Origin of the sequence: Pseudomonas pseudonitroreducens, from assembly GCF_021603645.1 — a bacterium.
Taxonomy (GTDB): Bacteria; Pseudomonadota; Gammaproteobacteria; order Pseudomonadales; family Pseudomonadaceae; genus Pseudomonas; species Pseudomonas pseudonitroreducens.
The window spans coordinates 63,995-87,293 of record NZ_BQHJ01000011.1 but is presented as its reverse complement, the minus strand read 5'-3'; the positions used below and the strand labels follow the sequence as shown (position 1 = coordinate 87,293).

Annotated in this window: 24 protein-coding genes; 12 read left to right on the top strand and 12 right to left on the bottom strand. The window is 64.5% G+C overall.

Features of this window, described 5'->3' with window-relative positions:
• Positions 1 to 63 precede the first annotated feature (63 nt).
• From livH to L6D89_RS24355, 5 genes are all read left to right on the top strand, one after another.
• Positions 64 to 987, top strand: coding sequence for a high-affinity branched-chain amino acid ABC transporter permease LivH (livH, locus tag L6D89_RS24375; RefSeq protein ID WP_192430664.1), 924 nt, complete (start codon positions 64 to 66; stop codon positions 985 to 987).
• Positions 984 to 2,240, top strand: coding sequence for a high-affinity branched-chain amino acid ABC transporter permease LivM (locus tag L6D89_RS24370; RefSeq protein WP_236171783.1), 1,257 nt, complete (start codon positions 984 to 986; stop codon positions 2,238 to 2,240). The genes livH and L6D89_RS24370 overlap by 4 nt, the downstream gene beginning before the upstream one ends.
• Complete coding sequence (gene livG / locus L6D89_RS24365) at positions 2,237 to 3,004, top strand: high-affinity branched-chain amino acid ABC transporter ATP-binding protein LivG (protein WP_054907399.1); 768 nt, start codon at positions 2,237 to 2,239, stop codon at positions 3,002 to 3,004. Before L6D89_RS24370 ends, livG begins: the two co-directional genes overlap by 4 nt.
• A gap of 3 nt (positions 3,005 to 3,007) precedes the next feature.
• Entirely contained in the window at positions 3,008 to 3,709 is a 702-nt protein-coding gene (locus L6D89_RS24360; protein ID WP_024766892.1) for an ABC transporter ATP-binding protein, read from the top strand.
• Between the two features lie 249 nt (positions 3,710 to 3,958).
• Positions 3,959 to 4,291: a hypothetical protein gene (locus tag L6D89_RS24355; protein ID WP_236201456.1), complete on the top strand. Its 333-nt coding sequence runs from the start codon at positions 3,959 to 3,961 to the stop codon at positions 4,289 to 4,291.
• A gap of 65 nt (positions 4,292 to 4,356) precedes the next feature.
• On the opposite strand, the gene L6D89_RS24350 is transcribed toward L6D89_RS24355, so the two are convergent.
• From L6D89_RS24350 to xerD, 5 genes are all read right to left on the bottom strand, one after another.
• Positions 4,357 to 4,638 (bottom strand): DUF3509 domain-containing protein, encoded by a 282-nt coding sequence (locus L6D89_RS24350; RefSeq protein WP_236171787.1) that lies wholly within the window; start codon positions 4,636 to 4,638, stop codon positions 4,357 to 4,359.
• A gap of 171 nt (positions 4,639 to 4,809) precedes the next feature.
• A complete protein-coding gene (thrC, locus tag L6D89_RS24345; RefSeq protein WP_236201455.1) occupies positions 4,810 to 6,219 on the bottom strand; it encodes a threonine synthase in 1,410 nt (469 codons plus the stop codon).
• Positions 6,220 to 6,309: 90 nt separating this feature from the next.
• A complete protein-coding gene (locus L6D89_RS24340) occupies positions 6,310 to 7,614 on the bottom strand; it encodes a homoserine dehydrogenase (protein WP_236171791.1) in 1,305 nt (434 codons plus the stop codon).
• A gap of 174 nt (positions 7,615 to 7,788) precedes the next feature.
• Positions 7,789 to 8,517 (bottom strand): thioredoxin fold domain-containing protein, encoded by a 729-nt coding sequence (locus L6D89_RS24335; protein WP_236171793.1) that lies wholly within the window; start codon positions 8,515 to 8,517, stop codon positions 7,789 to 7,791.
• Between the two features lie 249 nt (positions 8,518 to 8,766).
• Positions 8,767 to 9,663, bottom strand: coding sequence for a site-specific tyrosine recombinase XerD (gene xerD / locus L6D89_RS24330; RefSeq protein ID WP_236171796.1), 897 nt, complete (start codon positions 9,661 to 9,663; stop codon positions 8,767 to 8,769).
• An 89-nt stretch (positions 9,664 to 9,752) separates the two neighbouring features.
• Between xerD and L6D89_RS24325 the strand changes: the two genes are divergently transcribed.
• Both L6D89_RS24325 and L6D89_RS24320 read left to right on the top strand, forming a co-directional pair.
• Positions 9,753 to 11,597, top strand: coding sequence for a cation:proton antiporter (locus L6D89_RS24325; RefSeq protein ID WP_236201454.1), 1,845 nt, complete (start codon positions 9,753 to 9,755; stop codon positions 11,595 to 11,597).
• A gap of 98 nt (positions 11,598 to 11,695) precedes the next feature.
• Positions 11,696 to 12,373 (top strand): cyclic di-GMP-binding domain-containing protein, MshE-related, encoded by a 678-nt coding sequence (locus tag L6D89_RS24320; protein WP_236171800.1) that lies wholly within the window; start codon positions 11,696 to 11,698, stop codon positions 12,371 to 12,373.
• 142 nt (positions 12,374 to 12,515) lie between these two features.
• Here the strand turns inward: L6D89_RS24320 and L6D89_RS24315 are convergent, their stop codons facing one another.
• From L6D89_RS24315 to ffh, 6 genes are all read right to left on the bottom strand, one after another.
• Positions 12,516 to 12,929: an acyl-CoA thioesterase gene (locus L6D89_RS24315; protein ID WP_026079396.1), complete on the bottom strand. Its 414-nt coding sequence runs from the start codon at positions 12,927 to 12,929 to the stop codon at positions 12,516 to 12,518.
• 159 nt (positions 12,930 to 13,088) lie between these two features.
• Positions 13,089 to 13,439, bottom strand: a complete 351-nt coding sequence (gene rplS, locus L6D89_RS24310) for a 50S ribosomal protein L19 (protein WP_017522234.1) — start codon at positions 13,437 to 13,439, stop codon at positions 13,089 to 13,091.
• A 43-nt stretch (positions 13,440 to 13,482) separates the two neighbouring features.
• Positions 13,483 to 14,226 carry a tRNA (guanosine(37)-N1)-methyltransferase TrmD gene (trmD, locus tag L6D89_RS24305; RefSeq protein ID WP_024766884.1) on the bottom strand — a complete coding sequence of 248 codons (744 nt, stop codon included), beginning with the start codon at positions 14,224 to 14,226 and terminating at the stop codon, positions 13,483 to 13,485.
• A gap of 3 nt (positions 14,227 to 14,229) precedes the next feature.
• Positions 14,230 to 14,766: a ribosome maturation factor RimM gene (gene rimM / locus L6D89_RS24300; protein WP_045210464.1), complete on the bottom strand. Its 537-nt coding sequence runs from the start codon at positions 14,764 to 14,766 to the stop codon at positions 14,230 to 14,232.
• Between the two features lie 5 nt (positions 14,767 to 14,771).
• Positions 14,772 to 15,020 (bottom strand): 30S ribosomal protein S16, encoded by a 249-nt coding sequence (gene rpsP, locus L6D89_RS24295; protein ID WP_017522237.1) that lies wholly within the window; start codon positions 15,018 to 15,020, stop codon positions 14,772 to 14,774.
• A 144-nt stretch (positions 15,021 to 15,164) separates the two neighbouring features.
• Entirely contained in the window at positions 15,165 to 16,538 is a 1,374-nt protein-coding gene (gene ffh, locus L6D89_RS24290; RefSeq protein WP_236201453.1) for a signal recognition particle protein, read from the bottom strand.
• A 221-nt stretch (positions 16,539 to 16,759) separates the two neighbouring features.
• Here ffh and L6D89_RS24285 point away from each other — a divergent pair, with 221 nt between their 5' ends.
• From L6D89_RS24285 to L6D89_RS24275, 3 genes are all read left to right on the top strand, one after another.
• A complete protein-coding gene (locus tag L6D89_RS24285; protein WP_236171802.1) occupies positions 16,760 to 17,560 on the top strand; it encodes a cytochrome C assembly family protein in 801 nt (266 codons plus the stop codon).
• A gap of 42 nt (positions 17,561 to 17,602) precedes the next feature.
• Positions 17,603 to 18,895, top strand: a complete 1,293-nt coding sequence (locus L6D89_RS24280; protein WP_236201452.1) for an HlyC/CorC family transporter — start codon at positions 17,603 to 17,605, stop codon at positions 18,893 to 18,895.
• Positions 18,896 to 19,180: 285 nt separating this feature from the next.
• A complete protein-coding gene (locus L6D89_RS24275; protein ID WP_236201451.1) occupies positions 19,181 to 20,494 on the top strand; it encodes an MFS transporter in 1,314 nt (437 codons plus the stop codon).
• A gap of 50 nt (positions 20,495 to 20,544) precedes the next feature.
• On the opposite strand, the gene L6D89_RS24270 is transcribed toward L6D89_RS24275, so the two are convergent.
• Complete coding sequence (locus L6D89_RS24270; protein ID WP_236201450.1) at positions 20,545 to 21,558, bottom strand: alpha/beta fold hydrolase; 1,014 nt, start codon at positions 21,556 to 21,558, stop codon at positions 20,545 to 20,547.
• Positions 21,559 to 21,752: 194 nt separating this feature from the next.
• On the opposite strand from L6D89_RS24270, the gene L6D89_RS24265 reads away from it, so the two are divergent.
• Positions 21,753 to 22,196 (top strand): CopD family copper resistance protein, encoded by a 444-nt coding sequence (locus tag L6D89_RS24265; RefSeq protein ID WP_236201449.1) that lies wholly within the window; start codon positions 21,753 to 21,755, stop codon positions 22,194 to 22,196.
• 113 nt (positions 22,197 to 22,309) lie between these two features.
• Positions 22,310 to 23,230, top strand: a complete 921-nt coding sequence (gene metR, locus L6D89_RS24260) for a transcriptional regulator MetR (protein ID WP_236171814.1) — start codon at positions 22,310 to 22,312, stop codon at positions 23,228 to 23,230.
• Positions 23,231 to 23,299: the final 69 nt, after the last annotated feature.

Here is a 23,299-nt window from a genome sequence, read left to right as displayed (position 1 = left end):
GAGTATTCCGGGGGTCCGTCGCGCCACAAGCGCCGCTTCACGCGACGCCCGAGGAGTTAGGTAATGCCTGAGCTCTATCACTACCTGCAACAGCTGATCAACGGCCTCACCGTCGGCAGCACCTATGCCCTGATCGCCATCGGCTACACCATGGTCTACGGCATCATCGGCATGATCAACTTCGCCCACGGCGAGGTGTACATGATTGGCTCGTACGTAGCCTTCATCGTGATCACGGGGCTGGCCATGATGGGGATCGTGAGTCTCCCTGTCGTTATCATCTGCACCTTCGCCGCGGCGATCATCGTCACCAGCGCCTACGGCTACAGCATCGAACGGATCGCCTATCGGCCCCTGCGCGGAAGCAACCGGCTGATTCCGCTGATCTCCGCGATCGGCATGTCGATCTTCCTGCAGAACGAGGTCTTGCTCGCCCAGGATTCCAAGGACAAGGCAATCCCCAACCTGCTGCCGGGCAACTTCATCATCGGCGCGGACGAGATGACCGGCGTGACCATTTCGTACATGCAGGTGCTGATCTTCATCGTCACCCTGCTGACCATGTACGGCCTGTCCATGTTCATTTCCCGCTCCCGCCTGGGCCGCGCCTGCCGCGCCTGCGCGGAGGATCTGAAGATGGCCAACCTGCTGGGCATCAACACCAACAACATCATCGCCCTGACCTTCGTCATCGGTGCCACCCTGGCCGCCGTCGCCGCGGTGTTGCTGGGCCTGCAGTATGGCGTGATCAACCCGCACATCGGCTTCCTCGCCGGCATCAAGGCGTTCACCGCCGCGGTGCTGGGCGGCATCGGCAGCATCCCGGGCGCCATGCTCGGCGGCCTGGTGCTGGGCGTGGCCGAAGCCTTTGGCGCCGACGTGTTCGGTGACCAGTACAAGGACGTGGTGGCGTTCACCCTGCTGGTGCTCGTTCTGCTCTTCCGCCCCACTGGCCTGCTCGGTCGCCCGGAGGTGGAAAAAGTATGAGCCAGAAACTCAAGACCGCCTTCTTCAGCGCCCTGCTGGTGATGGCCGTGGCCTATCCGGTGCTGGGCCTGAAGCTCAGCGTGATCGGCATTGGCCTGCAACTGGAGAACGTCAGCCCCACCCGGTTGTGGACCATCGCTGCCTGCGCCGTGCTGATGTTCGTCTGGCAACTGGTGCGCGATCGCTTCGCCTTCGGCGGCAGCGTGAAGCAAGCCCTGTCGCATCCGCATACCCGCCTGGCCGAACGCCTGACCCACGCCTCCGTGCAACGCAAGATCATCATGGTGCTGATTCTCGTCGCCCTCGCCTGGCCGTTCTTCGGCTCGCGCGGTGCGGTGGACATCGCCACCCTGATCCTGATCTACGTGCTGCTGGGTCTGGGCCTGAACATCGTGGTGGGCCTGGCTGGCCTGCTCGACCTCGGCTACGTCGGCTTCTATGCCGTGGGCGCCTACAGCTACGCGCTGCTGTCGCACTACTACGGCCTGGGCTTCTGGGTGTGCCTGCCGATCGCCGGCCTGATGGCCGCGTTCTTCGGCTTCATCCTCGGCTTCCCGGTGTTGAGATTGCGCGGGGACTACCTGGCGATAGTGACCCTGGGCTTCGGCGAGATCATCCGCATCCTGCTGCGCAACATGACCGAGCTGACCGGCGGCCCCAATGGCATCAGCAACATCGACAAGCCGACCCTGTTCGGCCTGACCTTCGAGCGCCGCGCCCCCGAGGGGATGCAGACCTTCCACGAGTTCTTCGGCATCGCCTACAACTCGAACTACAAGGTCGTGTTCCTCTACCTGGTCGCGCTGCTGCTGGTGCTGCTGGTGCTGTTCGTCATCAACCGCCTGCTGCGCATGCCCCTGGGCCGTGCCTGGGAAGCCCTGCGCGAAGACGAGATCGCCTGCCGCGCACTGGGTCTGAACCCGACGCTGATCAAGCTCTCCGCCTTCACCCTCGGCGCCTGCTTCGCCGGGTTCGCCGGCAGCTTCTTCGCCGCGCGCCAGGGCCTGGTCACCCCGGAGTCGTTCACCTTCATCGAATCGGCCATCATCCTCGCCATCGTGGTGCTGGGTGGCATGGGTTCCCAGCTCGGCGTCATCCTGGCCGCCGTGGTGATGATCCTGCTGCCCGAACTGATGCGTGAGTTCAGCGAGTACCGCATGCTGATGTTCGGCGCCCTCATGGTGCTGATGATGATCTGGCGTCCGCAGGGGCTTCTGCCCATGCAGCGCCCGCACCTGGAGTTGCGCAAATGAGCCGACCGATTCTTGAAGTATCCGGCCTCACCATGCGCTTCGGCGGGCTGCTGGCCGTCAACAACGTGGCCCTGAAGGTCCAGGAAAAACAGGTGATCTCGATGATCGGCCCCAACGGCGCCGGCAAGACCACCGTGTTCAACTGCCTGACCGGCTTCTACGCCCCCACTGGCGGCGAGATCCTGCTGCGCGGCGAGCCCATCCAGGGCCTGCCGGGCCACAAGATCGCCCACAAGGGCGTGGTGCGGACCTTCCAGAACGTGCGCCTGTTCAAGGAGATGACCGCGGTGGAGAACCTGCTGGTGGCGCAACACCGGCACATCAACACCAACTTCCTCGCCGGCCTGCTCAAGACCCCGGCCTTCCGTCGCGCGGAAGCCGAGGCCCTGGACTACGCCTCGCACTGGCTGGAAATCGTCAACCTCAAGGACATCGCCAACCGCCCGGCGGGCACCCTCGCCTACGGCCAGCAGCGCCGCCTGGAGATCGCCCGCTGCATGATGACCCGTCCGCAGTTGCTGATGCTGGACGAGCCGGCGGCCGGCCTGAACCCGCGGGAAACCGAGGACCTCAAGGCGCTGATCGCCATGTTGCGCTCCGAGCACGGCGTCACCGTCCTGCTCATCGAGCACGACATGAAGCTGGTGATGAGCATTTCCGACCATATCTACGTGATCAACCAGGGCACTCCCCTGGCGGACGGCACCCCGGAGGAAATCCGCGGCAACCCGGATGTGATCAAAGCCTATCTGGGGGAGTCCTGAGTCATGCTGAAGTTCGACAAGGTTTCCACCTTCTACGGCAAGATCCAGGCGCTGCACGACGTCAGCATGGAAGTCCAGCAGGGCGAGATCGTCACCCTGATCGGCGCCAACGGCGCCGGCAAGTCGACCCTGCTGATGACCCTGTGCGGCTCGCCGCGCGCCTCCTCGGGCAGCATCACCTACATGGGTGAAGAACTGGTCGGCAAGGAATCCTCGGTGATCATGCGCAAGAGCATCGCCGTCGTGCCGGAAGGCCGTCGCGTGTTCGCCCGCCTGACCGTGGAGGAGAACCTCGCCATGGGCGGCTTCTTCACCAGCAAGGGTGACTACCAGGAGCAGATGGACAAGGTCCTGGCGCTGTTCCCGCGCTTGAAGGAACGCTTCAACCAGCGCGGCGGCACCATGTCCGGCGGCGAACAGCAGATGCTCGCCATCGGCCGTGCGCTGATGAGCAAGCCCAAGCTGCTGCTGCTCGACGAGCCGTCGCTGGGCCTGGCGCCGATCATCATCCAGCAGATCTTCGACATCGTCGAACAGCTGCGCCAGGAAGGCGTCACCGTCTTCCTCGTCGAGCAAAACGCCAACCAGGCGCTCAAGCTCGCCGACCGCGGCTATGTGCTGGAGAACGGTCGCATCGTCATGCAGGACACCGGCGCCAACCTGCTGGTGAACCCCAAGGTGCGCGACGCGTACCTCGGCGGCTGATCCTCTGCGCTGCAACGAAAACGGCCCTTCGGGGCCGTTTTTCATGGCTGCCGGAATGATCCCTGTAGGAGCGAGCTTGCTCGCGAACCAGCCCAACGATTGAGCTGGCGAAAAATCTGTTCGCGAGCAAGCTTGCTCCTACAGCTTCCCCGCCCTCCTCCGCCGTTTCTCCATTCTCTCCCGACTCTGCCGACAGACAGCGCACATGCGCTCGCCAAGCATCGACGGACAAGAATCAGGAGGGCCGCCATGAGCGCCGACCACCTCGCCGACTCCCTCGTGCTGCTGCGCATGCTGGCCAACGGTATCGACCCGCGCCACGATGCACCCTTGGCGGCAGATGATGCCTGCCAGGCGCCAGCGGTGATCCGCGCGCTGTTCCACGCCATCCGCGCGCTGGAAGCGTCAGCGGCCAAGCCCCGCCTCCATCCACAGCAGGCCGGCAAACCCTGGCAGGCAGAAGAAGAACAACGGCTGCTGCAACGCTTCGAAGCGGGCGAAACCATCGCCGCGATTGCCCAGGAACACGGCCGCTCGACCGGCGGCATCCGCTCGCGTCTGAAGTACCTGGGCAAGCTCTGAGGACAAGCTTTGAGGGGCAGAAACGAAAACGCCGCCCAGTGGGCGGCGTTTTCATCACAGCGCGCTCAGGTGCCGTAGCTCAGCACCTGCGCGCGTTGGCGCAACTGGGAAACCACATCGTCCTCCATGCGACCTTCGGAGATCAGCAGGTCGCGGCGGATGGTCTGCACCGCCTCCGCACTCTGCTCATGGTCGGCCAGATGCTGGCCTTCGATGACACGCCGCAGTACTACATCTCCATCGTCGTTGGTAAGGGTCAGGATACGGCCGCCGTCGGGGCGTGCCGGGCCCAGGGAGGGAGCGTAGGGAGCGAAGGTCTCGGTCAGCAGGGCGCTTAGCCGGTCCATGTCGTATCTCCTTGTTGCGAAATGAAAAAACACAGGAAGAAGACAGCACGTTCGGCGATAAAGTTCGTGGGTTTCAGTACCGTTGGTCATGACCACATGTTTCACCAACCTGTATCACAGGCATGAAAAAGCCCGCCATGGGGCGGGCTTTTCCTGACAGCGAACCCCGGCTTAGAGCGGCTTGCCGCGGTTGCCGTGGGCGCTGACGAAGGCCTGGACCTTGGCCAGTTCGTTCGCCAGCACGGTGCAACGCTCTTCACGCTGGAACAGGTCGGCCAGGTGCGCCGGCAGTGCCGGAACAGCCTCGATACCGGCCTTCTCCACGGCTTCCGGGAACTTGACCGGATGCGCAGTGCCCAGGGTAACCATGGGCACCGCCAGGCTGCGACGGCATTCGCGGGCCGCACGTACGCCGATGGCGGTATGCGGGTCCAGCAGTTCGCCGGACTCGGCGTAGACCTGGGCGATCGTCTCGCAGGTTTCCTCGTCGCTTACCGCCAGCGAATCGAACAGGCGGCGCGCTTCGGTCCAGCGGTCATCCTCGACGGCCAGCTTGCCGGTGGCCTTGAAGTTGTCCATCAGCTCGGCGACGGCCTTGCCGTTGCGACCGTGCAGGTCGAACAGCAGGCGCTCGAAGTTGGACGACACCATGATGTCCATGGACGGCGACAGCGACGCGTGCAGGGTGTCCTTGTCGTAGCGGTTGCCGGACATGAAGCGATGCAGGATGTCGTTGCGGTTGGTCGCGACGATCAGCTGGCTGACCGGCAGACCCATGTTGCGCGCCAGGTAGCCGGCGAAGATGTCGCCGAAGTTGCCGGTGGGCACCGAGAAGGCCACGGAACGGGCCGGCGCACCGAGCTGCAGGGCGGCGTGGAAGTAGTAGACGATCTGGGCCATGATCCGCGCCCAGTTGATCGAGTTCACCGCCACCAGGCGAGTGCCTTTGAGGAAGCCCTGGTCGGCGAAGCTGGCCTTGACCATTTCCTGGCAGTCGTCGAAGTTGCCTTCGATGGCGATGTTGTGGATGTTCTCGCCGAGGATGGTGGTCATCTGCCGGCGCTGCACCTCGGACACACGGTTGTGCGGGTGCATAATGAAGATGTCGACGTTCTCGCAGGCCTTGCAGCCTTCGATGGCGGCCGAGCCGGTGTCGCCAGAGGTGGCGCCCATGATCACCACGCGCTCGCCGCGCTTGGTCAGCACGTGGTCGAGCAGGCGGCCGAGCAGTTGCAGGGCGAAGTCCTTGAAGGCCAGGGTCGGGCCGTGGAACAGCTCCAGCACCCACTCGTTGCCGTTGAGCTGGCGCAGCGGCGCCACGGCGTTGTGGGCGAAGACACCGTAGGTCTCTTCGAGAATCTTCTTGAAGTCGGCATCAGAAATACTGCCGGCAACGAACGGGCGCATCACGCGGAAGGCCAGCTCGTGGTACGGCAGGCCGGCCCAGGAGGCGATCTCCTCGACGGTGAAGCGTGGCAGGTTTTCCGGTACGTAGAGGCCGCCGTCGCTGGCCAGGCCAGCCAGCAGCACGTCTTCGAAGTTCAGCGCGGGCGCCTGGCCGCGGGTACTGATGTAACGCATGTTCAAAACCTTCGGTTTTGGCTCCAGGCTTCAGGTTTCAGGCTTCAGGCTTTTCCGCCTGCCGCCTGCCGCCTGTCACCCGCAGCCCGATTAATTCAGTTGCTCGACGCGGATGCGTACGACATTGCCGACGACGTCATCCAGCGCTTCCAGCGCGGTGATGGCTTCGATGATGCGGGACTCGAGCACGCGGTGGGTAACCAGGATCATCGGCACCAGACCGTCATGCTCTTCGACTTCCATCTGCATGATCGATTCGATGTTGATGCCGCGCTCGGAGAGGATGGTCGCCACCTGGGCCAGTACGCCCGGATGGTCTTTGGCCTGGATGCGCAGGTAGTAGGCGCTTTCGCAGGCGTCGATCGGCAGGATCGGGTGGTCGGAGAGCGAGTCCGGCTGGAAGGCCAGGTGCGGCACGCGGTTCTCCGGGTCGGCGGTCATGGCGCGAACCACGTCCACCAGATCGGCGACCACCGAGGAAGCGGTGGGCTCCATGCCGGCACCGGCGCCGTAGAACAGCGTGGAGCCAGCGGCGTCGCCGTTGACCATGACCGCGTTCATCACGCCATTCACATTGGCGATCAGGCGGTCGGCCGGGATCAGGGTCGGGTGCACGCGCAGCTCGATACCCTTGTCGGTACGGCGGGCGACGCCCAGGTGCTTGATGCGGTAGCCCAGCGCCTCGGCGTAGTTCACATCAGCAGTGGTCAGCTGGGTGATGCCCTCGGTGTAGGCCTTGTCGAACTGCAGCGGGATACCGAAGGCGATGGACGCCAGGATGGTCAGCTTGTGCGCGGCGTCGATGCCTTCCACGTCGAAGGTCGGGTCGGCTTCGGCATAGCCCAGCGCCTGGGCTTCCTTCAGCACATCGGCGAAGGCGCGGCCCTTCTCACGCATTTCGGTGAGGATGAAGTTGCCGGTGCCGTTGATGATGCCGGCCAGCCAGTTGATGCGGTTGGCGGCCAGGCCTTCGCGGATCGCCTTGATCACCGGGATACCGCCGGCCACGGCGGCTTCGAAGGCGACGATGACGCCCTTCTCGCGAGCCTTGGCGAAGATTTCGTTGCCGTGCACGGCGATCAGCGCCTTGTTCGCGGTGACCACGTGCTTGCCGTTCTCGATGGCCTTGAGCACCAGCTCATGGGCCAGGGTGTAGCCACCGATCAGCTCGATGACCACGTCGATTTCCGGGTTGTTCGCCACGTCGAAGATGTCGGCAGTAATGGGGGTACTGCCGGTTTCACACTTCGGATTGGGGCGACGGGCGGCAATCTGCGCAACCTCGATACCACGCCCGGCACGGCGGGCAATCTCCTCGGCGTTGCGTTTGAGTACATTGAAGGTACCGCCACCGACGGTCCCCAACCCACAGATTCCCACTTTCACCGGTTTCACGCTGAAACTCCCCATGATTACAGCATCGGGGCGCCTGAGACGCCGATGCCCGCAACGAGGCGGGCATGGGGGCAGGCACCATGTCAGAACAGGCGGGCTGCCTGTTCCCTAGTCAAAAGGAACCGAACATTACGAAGCGGTTCCGCATTAGTCAATCAGAGCGCAAGCCGCGGCTTACTTGGCTTCCAGCGCCAGCTTGGCGATCTGGCCGGCCGGCTGGTAGCCCGGCAGCATGGTCCCGTCGGCGAGGATGATCGCCGGGGTGCCCTGCACACCGACCATCTGGCCCAGGGCGAACTGCGCGTCCACTGGGTTTTCGCACTTGGCGGCCTTCACTTCCTTCTCGTGGAACATGTCGCTCATCGCCGCCTGTCGGTCCTTGGAGCACCAGACAGCCTGCAGCTGCGCGTCGCCCGGCGAGTTCGGACCCTGGCGCGGGAAGGCCAGGTAGCGCACTTCGATGCCACGCTTCTGCAGCTCTGGCACTTCGGCGTGCAGCTTCTGGCAGTACGGGCAGGTGGTGTCGGTGAAGACGGTGATGTGCGCCTTGGTCTCGCCCTTGGCCGGAAACACCACCATGTCCTTGGCGGCGATGGCATTGATGGTCTTGGCCACGCCGGCGCTTTCGGCCTTCTCGGTCAGGTTGGTCGGCTTGCCGTCCTTCACCTGGTAGATATTGCCCTGCACGACGAACTGGCCGTCGGCGCTGGCGTAAAGGATACGGCCGCCCTTGAGCTGCACCTGGTAGATACCGTCCAGGGGCCCCTTGGAGATGTTCTCGATGGGCAGGTCAGGCTGCAGGGACTGCAGGGTGGTGCGGATCGCCTGGTCCGGTTCGGCGGCCAGGGCGAGAGTGCTGGCGAGGCCGATAGCCATACCAGCCAGAAGTCGAGACAAACGCATGGAAAACTCCTGATGTCAGTCGGCGAAGACTATCACACCGGGCCGGCAAGACCGAGCCAAAGGCTGTAGCCGGAAGCTTCGGCGGTCTTATCGGCTTCCGCGGCTTTTCTGTAGGAGCGAGCTTGCTCGCGAACCTCACTGGCCCGCACCGCTTCCGGCTGTTCGCGAGCAAGCTCGCTCCTACAAGATCACGCTGGACACTGGCGTGAAGCCACACAACTCGAAGGATGTCTAGCGGCGCAGCGAAGCTCACCCACGGGGGTGGTGCTGGGCATGCAGGTCCTGCAGACGGGCGCGGGCAATATGCGTGTAGATCTGCGTGGTAGAGAGGTCGCTGTGCCCCAGCAGCATCTGTACCACGCGCAGGTCGGCGCCGTGATTGAGCAGATGGGTGGCAAAGGCGTGGCGCAGGGTGTGCGGCGACAGGCTTTTGCCGATGCCGGCGACCTTCGCGTGCAGCTTGATGCGGTGCCAGAAGGTCTGCCGGGTCATCTGCTCGCCGCGCAGGCTGGGGAACAGCACGTCGCTCGGCCGGCCGGCCAGCAGGTCACCGCGCGCCTCGCGCACGTAGCGCTCGATCCAGCGGATCGCCTCCTCGCCCAGCGGCACCAGGCGCTCCTTGCTGCCCTTGCCGAGCACACGCACCACGCCCTGGCGCAGGTTCACCTGCTCCAGAGTCAGGCCGACCAGCTCGCTGACCCGCAGGCCGCAGGCATACAGCACCTCCAGCATGGTGCGATCGCGCAGCCCAAGCGGATCATCGGTCTCCGGCGCCGCCAGCAGCGCTTCCACATCCGCTTCGGACAGCGACTTGGGCAGCGGCTTGCCCAGTTGCGGCAAGTCCACCAACAGGGTCGGGTCTTCGCCGATCAGGCCCTCGCGCAGGCAATAGCGGTAGAAGCCACGCACGCCCGACAGAAAGCGTGCCGTGGAGCGCGCCTTGTAGCCCTCGCCCAGGCGCCAGGCCAGATGATCGAGGATCACGTCGCGACCCGCCGCCTCCAGCTGCACCCCACGCTTGTCGAGCCAGCCGTTGAACAGGGCCAGGTCGCTGCCATAGGCGCTGCGGGTATTGTCGGAGAGGCCTTTCTCCAGCCACAGGGCATCCAGAAAACGATCGATCAGGGGATGGGGAATCGGGGTCATTTCGCGCCATGAAAAAGGAAAAAGCAGCGGCGGTAGTCTTTCATAGACAGCATCCCCCTCACCACTCCTGCCACTTCCCCGGACGGTCCATGGACGAACACAGCACCTATTACGCCTTCGCCGGTATCGGCATCGCTGCCCTCCTCAGCCAGTGGCTGGCCTGGCGCCTGCGCCTGCCGGCGATTCTCTTCCTGCTGCTGAGCGGCATCCTGGTGGGCCCGGTCCTGCATGTGCTGTCGCCGGAAGCGCTGTTCGGCCCGCTGTTGTTCCCCGTGGTATCCCTCGCGGTAGCCCTGGTGCTGTTCGAGGGCAGCCTGACGCTGCACCTGGACGAGTGGAAGGAAATCGGCACCGTGGTACGCCGCATGGTGACCATCGGCGCCCTGGTCACCTGGGGCGTGATTGCCCTGGCCACCCACTACCTGCTGGACTTCACCTGGGAGATGGCGCTGCTCTTCGGCACCCTCACCCTGGTCACCGGCCCCACGGTGATAGTGCCCATGCTGCGCGTGGTGCGCCCCAATGCCACCATCGCCAACATCCTGCGCTGGGAAGGCATCGTCATCGACCCCATCGGCGCCATTCTCGCCGTGGTGGTCTACACCTTCATCGCCGCCAGCGACGCAGGCTCCGGGTGGACGGACAGCCTCCTGACCTTCATCAGCGTGATCGGCTGCGGCATCCTCTTCGGCCTGTTCGGCGGCCAGGCGCTGGGCGTCGCGCTGCGGCGCCACTGGCTGCCGGACTACCTGCACAACCTGGCGTCACTCTCGGTCGTCCTCGGCGTGTTCGTCCTGTCGAACACCGTGATGTCCGAATCAGGGCTGCTCGCCGTCACCGTGATGGGCCTGCGCATGGCCAACATGCAGGGCGTCGACGTGCGGCACATCCTGCACTTCAAGGAGAACCTCAGCGTCCTGTTGATCTCCGGCCTGTTCGTACTGCTCGCCGCGCGCCTGGACCTGCCGGCCCTGCTCGGCCTGGGGCCGATAGCCCTGCTGGTGCTGGTGCTGATCCAGTTCGTCGCACGACCGCTGAACGTCATGATTGCCACCGCCGGCTCCACGCTGAACTGGCGCGAACGGGCACTGCTGAGCTGGATTGCTCCCCGGGGAATCGTCGCCGCGGCAGTCTCGGCGATCTTCGCCATCCGACTGCAGGAAGCCGGCCACGCCCAGGCCGGCGTGCTGGTGCCGCTGACCTTCCTGGTGATCATCGGCACAGTGATCCTGCAGAGCGCCACCGCGAGACCGCTGGCGCGCCTGCTGAAAGTCGCCGAGCCGGTGCCCACCGGCTTCCTGATCATCGGCGCCAACCCGGTGGCGCGCGCCATCGGTGCCGGCCTGCAGAACGCCGGCGTGGAGGTATTGCTCACCGATTCGAGCTGGGAGAACACTCGCGCGGCACGGATGGACAACCTGCCCACCTACTTCGGCAACCCGGCTTCGCAGCACGCCGAGGCGCACCTGGACCTGATCGGCCTGGGCCACCTGCTGGCCCTGTCGCCGAACGCCGAACTGAATGCGCTGATGTGCATGAGCTTCCGCCACGAGTTCAACCCCCGCCAGCGCTTCATCCTGCCCAGCAGCCAGGACAGCCGCCGCAGCGAGAAGCATCGGGTCAGCGACCGCCATCGGGGCCGCCCACTGGGCCAGTCGGCGGTGACTTACCCACAGATGGCCGGATTGATCGCGCGCGGTGCGGAGATCCGTTCGACGCTGCTCAGCGAGAACTTCGGCTGGGAGGACTACCAGGCCCTGCACGAAGGCCGCGCGCTGCTGCTGTTCGCCAAGGACCCGAACGGCCGCCTGCATATCGCCACCCCCGAGCGCCCGCTGGCGCCCGACACCGGCTGGACAGTGATTTCGCTCATCGAGGAGGCGCCTGGAAACACGTCGAGTACGAACGAAACGGCGCAGGCCGTAACAACCTGACGACCGGCCATGTCTGCCTATCTTAAGACTGGTGACAGAATGTGTCTGACAGACAATGATTGCACCACGCCATCATTGCGCCCCACGAAGCCCACGCCATGTCCAGTCAACAGAACTCCCGTCTCGGCCAGATCCTTGTCAGCAAGGGCCTGATCACCTCCCACCAGTTGGATAAGGCCATCCAGCTCCAGCTCACCAATGGACTGCGCCTGGGCGAAACACTGATCCAGCAGGGCTGGATCAGTGAGCGCCAGCTCGGTCGCGCGCTGAAGAAGCAGAACAACCTGCGCCTGGCGGCAACGCTGGTCGCCGCCCTGCTCAGCCCGTTCCAGCTGGCCAGCGCCGACGTGCAGCGCCAGGCACCGACGAGCATCACCCGCCACGAAGCGCCCAAGGGCCTCAAGCCGTTGAGCGACCGCGAGATGAGCGACGTCAGCGCCCAGGGTTTCGATGACACCCTGCAGAGCCTGCTGGTCAGCGCCGAGAGCGGGGATGGCGTCGGCGCCATCAAGCAGCTTTCCCGACTGGTGATGCCAGTGGTCGACAGCCTCGACGCCGAAACCTCTTTGCACGACGTCCAGTACGACACGCTGCACGCCTCCTCCAGCCTGAATGCAGACGGATCGATCAACGTGCGCCTGCCCAGCTCCATCGGCGAGGTGCGCTTCGACAACATCCGCGTCGCCGGCGCGCCGAAAACCCAGAGCATGGGCAGCCTGAGCCTGCAGAACATCGACCTGTCCCAGGCCTCGCTGAAGATCAGCCTGCGCCACTGACGCGTTGTCTTTGTAGGAGCGAGCTTGCTCGCGAACCGCACAAAACCGATGTACCCGGCAAATCTGTTCGCGAGCAAGCTCGCTCCTACAGAAAGCGGATAGGCATGAAGCAAGAAGGCGCCCAAGGGCGCCTTCTTGCGTTTCAGGCCTCGAAGCCGGGCAGGACCGGCACCGGGCGCTTCTCGTCGTCGATGGCGACGAAGCTGAACAGCCCGTGGATGGCCTTCTCGCGGCCGTCGGCGGACATGCTCTCGACGAACACCTCCACCTCGACCTTGAGGCTGGTATTGCCCACCTTCACCACCCGGCCGATCAGCTCGACGATGGAGCCAGCGGGGATCGGGTGCTTGAAGTCGATGCGGTCGGTGGACACGGTCACCAGCGGCAGCCGGCAGAAACGCGTCGCGGCGATGAACGAGACTTCATCCATCCAGGCCAGTGCGGTGCCGCCGAACAGGGTGTTGTGGTGATTGGTGGTGGGCGGGAAGATCGCCTTGGTCACGCGGGTTTCGGAAAGCTCCGTACGACGGAGGATTTCCTGCTCTCTGGGGCTCATGCCACTGCTACCTGATGCAATGAGGGTGGCTGCCGGTGCTGCGGGTGTTGTGCTTCTAATGCGCTGCCGGGGCAGAAGGGACGCCGAATTGACGGGCGAAAAACGACGGGCAAGAAAAAAGCAGCCCGTAGGCTGCTTTTTTCGGGAACAACCGGCGAATTAGGCCAGTTTTTCCTTGATGCGCGCTGCCTTGCCGGACAGTTCGCGGAGGTAGTACAGCTTGGCCTTGCGCACGTCGCCGCGACGCTTGACGGAGATGCTGTCTACCAGCGGGCTGTAGGTCTGGAAGGTACGCTCAACGCCTACGCCGTTGGAGATCTTGCGAACGGTGAAAGCGCTGTTCAGGCCGCGGTTACGCTTGCCGATCACGACGCCTTCGAAGGCCTGCAGACGCTGACGGTCGCCTTCCTTCACTTTAACCTGGACGATTACGGTGTCGCCGGGGGCGAACGCCGGAATCTCTTTGCTCATCTGTTCAGCTTCGATCTGCTGAATGATCTTGTTGGTCATTTCGTGCTCCTAAGACAAGCGCTCGGCGCTCGCCATCGATACGTTAACTATCGTTCCGCTGGCGGATGTATTCCTCCAGCAGCTTTTTCTCTTCTCCAGAAAGCGAGCGGCAATCCAGAAGATCGGCACGTCGTTCCCAGGTCCTGCCTAAGGACTGCTGCAAACGCCAGCGCCGGATGTGTTCGTGGTTGCCGCTGAGCAGCACCTCAGGAACACGTTTGTCTGCGTACACCTCGGGTCGGGTGTAGTGCGGACAGTCGAGCAGGCCATCCGTGAAGGAGTCCTCCTCGGCGGAGTCCACGTGGCCCAGTGCACCGGGCAACAACCGCGTGACCGCGTCAATCAGCACCATGGCCGGAAGCTCACCCCCGGACAGGACATAATCGCCAACTGACCATTCCTCATCGACATGCTCTTCAATGAAGCGCTCGTCGATGCCTTCGTAACGCCCGGCGATCAGGATCAGTCGTTCCTCGTTCGCCAGTTCTTTCACGGCCGCCTGCGTGAGCTTGCGACCTTGCGGCGAGAGGTAGATCACCTTCACCGGTCCGCCTGCGGCTTGCCGGGCATCGCCCAGTGCGCCTTCGAGCGGCTTGATTTTCATCACCATGCCGGGACCACCGCCGAAAGGCCTGTCGTCCACCGTCTGGTGACGGTCCTCGGTGTTGCTTCGCGGGTTGAAGCACTGAAGCTGGATCAGCTCCTGCTTGACCGCGCGACTCGTGATGCCATAGTCGCTGATGGCGCGAAACATCTCCGGAAAGATGCTGATTACTCCTATCCACATGGGCTAGAAGTCCGCGTCCCAGTCCACCCGCATCTCGCCAGCTTCCAGGTCTACCGACTGCACGCACTGATCCGTATACGGGAGCAGGCGTTCACGGTCGTCCAGGCTGCCTGCGCAGGGCTTGACTACCATCACATCGTTGGCGCCGGTCTCCAGCATGTGGTCGAGAATCCCGAACAGTTGCCCGTTCTGGTCGATCACCTTGAGACCTTCCAACTGACTCCAGTAGAACTCGCCATCGTCCAGCACCGGCAGCTCGCTGCGCGGGACCAGGATTTCGAATTCAGCGAAGGTGCGGGCGATCTCGCGATCATCCAGTCCCTTCAGCTTCGCGACCAGGACATTGCCCTGCACGCGACCTTGGACCAGTTCAGCCTGTCGAACTTCGTTGCCACGCTTGAGCGTCCAGCGGCGATAGTCCAGCAGGTTGTCCAACGGATCGGTAAAGGAATACACCTTCACCTCACCACGAATACCGTGCACCGATACGATCTTGCCGAGAACAACCATCTCCTCGGCGGGAGCAGGATTCGTGTTCATTGATCTCAGGCAGCCTTGGCGGCGTCCTTGATCAGCTGAGCAACACGCTCAGACGGTTGAGCGCCTTGGCTCAGCCAGTAGTTCAGACGCTCCTGGTTGACCGAGAACTTGACTTCGGCGCCAGTGGCGACAGGGTTGAAGAAGCCGACGCGCTCGACGAAACGGCCGTCACGAGCGTTGCGGCTGTTGGTCACGGTCAGGTGATAGAACGGGCGCTTCTTGGAGCCGCCACGAGCCAGACGAATGGTTACCATGCGTACGTTGTTCCTATGGTTTGCTTGCAAAAAAGAAATGCAGCCCTCGGGCACATAGCCCGAAAGGCCGCATATTCTATGAGCTAAAGCCCCGCGCCGCAAGCCGCAGCGCGTCCGGCCCGCCGGGCGGCGAGCCGTCTGGCCTCACATCTTGGGCATGCCGCCGGGGAACATGCTCCCCATGCCGCGCATCATCTTGGCCATGCCGCCCTTGGCGGTGACCTTCTTCATCATCTTCTGCATCTGCTTGTGCTGCTTGATGAGGCGACCAACGTCCTGCACCTGGGTACCCGAACCCATGGCGATGCGGCGCTTGCGCGAGCCGCTGATCACTTCCGGATCACGGCGCTCGGCAGGGGTCATGGAGTTGATGATCGCCTCCATCTGCTTGAACTGCTTCTCTGCCGCGTTCTGTGCGTTGCCCATCTGCGACAGGTTGACGCCGCCGAGCATCGGCAGTTTGTCCATGAGGCTGCCCAGGCCGCCCATGTTCTTCATCTGTTGCAGCTGATCGCGGAAGTCTTCCAGGTCGAAGCCCTTGCCCTTCTTGATCTTCTTCGCGAGTTTCTCGGCCTTCTCGCGATCCATGCTCTGCTCGGCCTGCTCGATCAGGCTGAGCACGTCACCCATGCCAAGGATGCGCGAGGCCACGCGGTCGGGGTGGAACGGATCGAGCGCTTCGCTCTTCTCGCCCATGCCGAGGAACTTGATCGGCTTGCCGGTGATGGCGCGCACGGACAGCGCGGCACCGCCACGGGCGTCGCCGTCGACCTTGGTCAGCACCACGCCGGTCAGCGGCAGCGCGTCATTGAAGGCCTTGGCGGTGTTGGCGGCGTCCTGGCCGGTCATGGCGTCGACCACGAACAGGGTTTCCACCGGCTTGATCGCCGCGTGCACCTGCTTGATCTCGTCCATCATGTCGGCGTCGATGTGCAGACGACCGGCGGTGTCGACGATGACCACGTCGATGAACTTCAGCTTGGCCTCACGGATCGCCGCTTCGGCGATGGCCACCGGCTTCTGGCTGGTATCGGAGGGGAAGAAGGTCACACCGATATCGCTGGCCAGGGTTTCCAGCTGTTTGATCGCCGCCGGGCGATAGACGTCGGCGGACACCACCAGCACGGACTTCTTCTTGCGCTCCTTGAGGAAGCGCGCCAGCTTGCCGGCAGTGGTGGTCTTGCCCGCGCCCTGCAGGCCGGCCATCATGATGACCGCCGGCGGAGCGGCATTGAGGTCGAGGTCTTCGTTGGCCGCGCCCATCAGCTCGACCAGCTCGGCCTGGACGATCTTCACGAAGGCCTGGCCCGGGGTCAGGCTCTTGGAAACCTCGGTGCCGACCGCGCGATCCTTGATCTTGGCGACGAAGTCCTTGACCACTGGCAGGGCCACGTCGGCCTCCAGCAGGGCCATCCGCACTTCGCGGAGCGTGTCCTTGATGTTGTCCTCGGTCAGCTTGGCCTTGCCGGTAACGTGGCGCAGCGTTTGCGAGAGGCGATCTGTAAGGTTTTCGAACATGCGCGATCCTAATCGGGCCCGGTCGGGCCAAGGTTTGGCTTGTCAGCAAGCCGGCGATTATAGCGAAGTGCGGCCAGCGCCAACACCGCCGATGATCCCGATGTGACGGAGCGCTTCGCAGGCCAGAAGCGAACTGTTCTCAGCGGCTTTCTAGGCGCGGGCGATCTGTGCCAAACTCAGCACCTTTCGGGTCCCCCGTCGAAGGACTGTTTCAAGGACTTATGCAACCTCTGCTGCCCAGCCTGATCGCCGCCGTCCTTTATATCGGCACCACCGTCTACCAGGGCGCAAGCCTGGCCCGTCGCACCCCGCCGCAGAAACCGCTGCTCCTCCTGCTGGGCCTCGTCGCCCTGCTCTGCCAGGCGTACAGCCTGAGCCAGGAGCTGCTGACGCCCGCGGGCCTGACGCTGGACTTCTTCAATGCCGCCAGCCTGATCTCCGCCGCGGTAACCGCCCTGACCCTGCTGGCCTGCCTGCGCATTCCGGTGCACAACCTGCTGATCTTCCTTTATCCGCTTGGCGCGCTGACCACCCTGCTGGCCGCGCTGATGCCCCACGGCACCATCGAGCCGATCAACGAGCAGCCCGGTATCCTCGCCCACATCCTGCTGTCGATCCTGGCCTACGGCCTGCTGACCATCGCCGTGGTCCAGGCGCTGCTCCTGCTGGTGCAGGACCATCAGCTCAAGCACAAGCACCCATCGGGCCTGATTCGCAACTTCCCGCCCCTGCAGACCATGGAAAGCCTGCTGTTCGGCTTCCTCTGGGGCGGCTGGTCGCTGCTCTCGCTGTCGCTGATCTCCGGCTGGCTGTTCGTTGACAACCTGTTCGCCCAGCACCTGGCGCACAAGACCATCCTGTCCTGCTTCGCCTGGATCGTCTTCGGCGTGCTGCTGTGGGGTCGCCACCAGCTCGGCTGGCGCGGCCACAAGGCGATCCGCTGGACCCTGGCGGGTTTCTGCCTGCTGATGCTGGCCTACTTCGGCAGCAAGCTGGTCAAGGAATTCATCCTGCACATCTGAGGCTAACGGCGGCGCCCGAGCGCCGCTGAAGGATATGCGCGCATGGAAGAGATCCACCCCGGCTACCTGATCGGCCTGCTGGTCTTCCTGATCCTCTGCTCGGCATTCTTCTCCAGCGTCGAGACCGGCATGCTCAGCCTCGACCGCTACCGCCTGCGGCATTTGTCCAAGCAAGGCAACCGTGGCGCGCGGCGCACCAGCTGGCTGCTGCTGCGCACGGACCGGCTGCTGGGCACCATCCTGATCGGCAACAACTTCGTCAACATCATCGCCTCGTCCCTGGCGACCCTGCTGGCCCTGCGCCTGTGGGGCGAGGCCGGTGTGGCCATCGCAACCATCGCCCTGACCCTGGTCCTGCTGATCTTCGGCGAGATCACCCCCAAGACCTACGCGGCCCTGCGCCCCGAGCGCGTGGCTTTCCCCGCCAGCCTGCCGCTGATCTGGATGCAGAAGCTGTTCAGCCCGCTGCTCTGGCTGATGACCGGCATCAGCAACCTCCTTCTGCGCCTGGGCGGCCTCGACCCGACCCAGCGCGGCAACAAGCCGCTGAGCAACGACGAGCTGCGCAGCGTGGTCACCGACTCCAGCGAGAAGCTCACCCATAACCGCCAGGACATGCTGCTGAGCATCCTCGACCTGGAAAAAATCACGGTGAACGACCTGATGGTGCCGCGCAACGAAGTCCAGGGCATCGACCTGGACGACGAGCTGGAAACCATCATCGGCCAGCTGCGCAACACCACCCACACCCGCCTGCCGGTGTTCCGCAACGACATCAACCAGGTCGAGGGCGTGGTGCATATGCGCCAGATCGCCCGCCTGCTGACCCACAACCAGTTGACCAAGGACAGTCTCAAGGCCGCGTGCCTGGAGCCCTACTTCGTGCCCGAGAGCACGCCGCTGTCGACCCAACTGATCAACTTCCAGAAGCAGAAGCGGCGCATCGGCATCGTCGTCGACGAGTACGGCGAGGTGATCGGCATCATCACCCTGGAAGACATTCTCGAAGAGATCGTCGGCGAGTTCAGCAACCAGAACACCCTGCGCAACCCGGACATCCATCCGCAAGCGGACGGCACCTACGTCATCGACGGCTCAGCCAACCTGCGCGACGTCAACCGCGCGCTGGGCTGGCAGCTCCCCAGCGATGGGCCTAAGACCCTCAACGGCCTGGTCACCGAAGCGCTGGAGCAGATCCCCGACTGCGCGGTATGCCTGAAGATCGGCCGCTATCGCCTGGAAATCCTCCAGTCCGGCGAAAACCGCGTGAAAAGTGTGCGCGCCTGGCTGCCTGGTGCTCCGCCTAGAGAGCCTTACGCCGACGAGCTTGCCTGAGCCGCCCTGCCCGCCCCTATAATCCAGGCGGCTTACCCAGCCTCCCGCCTGTGCCCGCCGCTACCCGCGACGCTGCACCGGCCAGTCAATCGCACGCCCCGCCGAGCCTCGACCCCGCGTCGTTGCCTTGCGAAGCAGCCGGCCTCGCCCCGACCCGCCGCGAGCCGCGCCCACCCTGCCCCGATCCCGGGCCGCGCTCGCACTCGCGCCATGGCGATGCCTCCTATGACGCTGGACATGACCAGAGAGTCGTCGCCAGCCGTGACTGCCAGGGATATTCCCCGTATGACCAGCGCCACCCTCGAAGCCGTACAACCGGCCGAACAGACCAACTCCACCACCCGCGTCGCGGTAGCCAGCTTCATCGGCACCGCCATCGAGTTCTACGACTTCTACGTCTACGCCACTGCCGCCGCGCTGGTGATCGGCCCGGTGTTCTTCCCGCAGACCTCCGGCACCGCCCAGGCGCTCAGCGCCTTCATCACCTTTGGCATTGCCTTCCTCGCTCGCCCGTTGGGCTCGGCGCTGTTCGGCCACTTCGGCGACCGCATCGGGCGCAAGTCGACCCTGGTGGCCTCGCTGCTGCTGATGGGCATTTCCACCACCCTGATCGGCCTGCTGCCAGGCTATGACAGCATTGGCGCCTGGGCGCCGATCCTGCTCTGCGTGCTGCGCTTTGGCCAGGGCCTCGGGCTGGGTGGCGAATGGGGCGGCGCCGCGCTGCTGGCCACGGAGAACGCGCCAAAGGGCCGCCGCGCCTGGTTCGGCATGTTCCCACAGATGGGCCCGTCGATCGGCTTCCTCGCCGCCAACGGCCTGTTCCTCTGCCTGGCCATGCTGCTCAGCGAAGAGCAGTTCCGCGCCTGGGGCTGGCGCATTCCCTTCGTGCTCAGCGCGGTGCTGGTCATCGTCGGCCTCTACGTGCGCCTGAAACTGGTGGAGACCCCGGTGTTCGCCAATGCCATGGAGCGCCACGAACGCGCCAGCCTGCCGATCGCCGAGCTGTTCTCGAAGCACTGGCGGCCGACCCTGCTTGGCGCCCTGGCAATGGTGGTGTGCTACGCCCTCTTCTATATCTCCACGGTGTTCTCGCTGAGCTACGGCGTCAGCACCCTGGGCTACAGCCGCGAGGACTTCCTCGGCCTGCTGTGCATTGCCGTGCTCTTCATGGCGGCAGCAACGCCGGTGTCCGCCTGGCTGAGCGACCGCTTCGGGCGCAAACCGGTACTGATCGTCGGCAGCCTCGCTGCCATCGCCTCGGGCTTTGCCATGGAGCCGCTGCTGAGCCAGGGCTCTTCGGTGGAAGTGGCGGTGTTCCTGTCGCTGGAGCTGTTCCTCATGGGCGTGACCTTCGCCCCCATGGGCGCACTGCTGCCGGAGCTCTTCCCCACCCACGTGCGCTACACCGGCGCTTCGGCGGCCTACAACCTGGGCGGCATCCTTGGCGCCTCGGTGGCCCCGTACATCGCGCAGAAGCTGGTTGGAATGGGCGGGCTCAGCTGGGTCGGCGGCTATGTGTCGGTCGCGGCGGCGCTCAGCCTGCTGGCGGTGTTGTGCCTGCGCGAGACCCGCGAGGATGATCTGAACGACATCCGCTGAGGGAAATGCCTGCGGGAGCGCGCCAGTCGGCTCCCGCAAGTCCCGCCGTTTCAGAGCTGGGCGACGTGCCCGCCGCCCTGGTGCTCTCGCAGATAAGGCAGCACGGCTCCCAGCAGCGGCTCCTTGAAGTCCTCCTGGAAACGGTGCGCCATCCCGGGAATCAGCTTGAGCACCGAACCGCGGATGTGCGCCGCCACGTGCACGCCGTGCATGACCGGCAACAGCGGGTCGGCGGTGCCGTGGACCACCAGGGTCGGCACGTTCAGGCGATTGAGCAGCTCCACGCGGCTTGGCTCGGCGAGAATCGCCAGCATCTGCCGCTGCACGCCTTCGGGATTGAAGGCACGATCGTAGGAGCGCGCCGCCTGCTGCAGCAATTGCTGGCGATCATCGCGCACTTCAGGGCTGCCCAGGGCAGCCAGCAGATCGGCCTGCTGCTCGATGGCCTGCTCACGGCTGGCCGCCTCGCGCCGGGCAAGCAGGCGCAGCAGCGCCTCACTGGGGGCCGGCAGGCCCTCGGCGCCGGAGCTGGTCATCACCAGCGTCAGGCTGATCACGCGGTCGGGCGCCATGTCGGCCACATGCTGGGCGATCATCCCACCCATGCTTGCGCCCAGCACGTGTGCGCGCTCGACGTGCAGGGCATCCAGCAGGTGCAGCGCGTCGCCGGCCATATCCGTCAGGCTGTAGGGCGCGCTAACGGGCAGGCCGAGACGATAGCGAATGACTTCGTAGGTCAGGTTGCCGCTGGGCGTAGGAACACGCCAGGACGACAGGCCGACATCGCGATTGTCGTAGCGGATCACCCGGAAGCCCTGCTGGCAGAGCGCCTCGACCACTTCGTCCGGCCAATGGATCAACTGTCCGCCCAGGCCCATGACCAGCAGCAACGTCGGGTCCTGCGGACGGCCGATGCTCTGGTAGGCCAGGCGTACATCGCCCAGGTCGACCATTTCGGTCGGCACCCGCGCATCGCAGCGCTCTGCGGCAACGGCCTGATCGGCAATAAGAGAGAGAGAGGACAGACCGCAGAACAGAGCGGCTGCCAGCAGAAAAGCACGCATGAGTGAAAATCCGGAACGCAAAACCCCAGTTGAGCGCGATTCTGATGAATTTCCGTCGCTCGCTCTGCCACAGGTCCGTGACAGTTTGATGAAAGGTGCCGAGCGGTCGCCGACGGCCCTTCCCATGACTGGGGTCAAGGGCGCCAGGCACCTTCACTGGTGAAGATAGGAACCCCCCGCTCGGAAGCCTCGCCATGGCCTACCCCATCGTTCTCACGCTGCACCTGTTCGCCGCGATCTTCTTCGTCGGTACGGTGTTCTTTGAAGTGCTGATTCTGGAAAGCATCCACCGTCAGGTGCCAGCGCGGGCGATGACCCAGGTGGAAGCGGCGCTGGGCCGGCGTCTGCGCCGGGTGATGCCCTGGGTGATCCTGACCCTGTTCGGCAGCGGCCTGGGCATGCTGCACCTGCGTTATGCGCCGCTGCTGGCCGCCCCGCTGGCCTCGCCCTTCGCCACCCTGCTCAGCCTCAAACTGCTGCTGGCCGGCAGCGTGCTGGGCCACTTCATCTTCGCCATGTATTCGTTCCGAGCCGGGCGCATGACTGGCCAGCGCTCCCGGCGCATCCACTACAGCGTATTCGCCCATGTGCTGCTGATCGTCCTGCTGGCCAAGGGCATGTTCTATCTCAGTTGGTGAGGCCGGACCGGCAAACCGTGCTGGTGAAGCGCCAGCAGCCGGCTTATCATGAGAGCGACTCAACTGTTACGCCGTTTCATCAAGATTTCCTCATATTGAGGCGAGGCCGCGCCATGCTAGAACTCCGTCACCTGAAAACCCTGCATGCCCTGCGCGAAGCCGACAGCCTGGTGGAGGCCGCCGAGCGCCTGCACCTGACGCAATCCGCCCTGTCCCACCAGTTCAAGGAACTGGAGGAACGCCTCGGCCTGTCGCTGTTCATCCGCAAGACCAAACCGGTGCGTTTCACCAGCGCCGGCCTGCGCCTGCTGCAACTGGCCGACGCCGTGCTGCCGCAATTGCGCGGCGCCGAGCGCGACCTGGCGCGTCTGGCCGGCGGCACCGCCGGGCGCCTGCACATGGCCATCGAGTGTCATAGCTGCTTCCAGTGGCTGATGCCGACCATCGACCAGTTTCGCGACGCCTGGCCGGAAGTGGAGCTGGACCTTGCCTCCGGCTTCTCCTTCGCCCCCCTGCCGGCACTGGCCCGCGGCGACCTTGACCTGGTGGTGACGTCCGACCCGGTGGAGATCGCCGGCATCACCTACGTGCCGCTGTTCACCTACGAGGCGCTGCTGGCGGTGGACAACCACCATGCGCTGGCCGGCAAGTCCTGCATCGTCCCGGAAGACCTGGCCAACCTGACGCTGATCACCTACCCCATCGAGCGGGATCGCCTCGACATCTTCACGCGCTTCCTCGAACCGGCCGACGTCGAACCGGCCCAGGTGCGCACCTCGGAACTGACAGTGATGATGATGCAACTGGTGGCCTCGGGACGCGGCGTCTGCAGCCTGCCCAACTGGGCGCTGCACGAGTACAGTTCGCGAGGCTACGTAACCGCCAAGCGCCTGGGGGAGAAAGGCCTGTACTGCACCCTGTTCGCCGCCATCCGCGCCGACATGCTGGATGCGCCGTTCATGCGCGACTTCCTGCTGACCGCCAAGGACACGTCCTTCGCGACACTGGAAGGGGTCAGCGCGGCAAAGCAATGACCTGATACCGGAAACTCTTCGCAGAGTGCGAATCGCGGACCGCCAACGCCGCAACGACGCTGCTCTCCT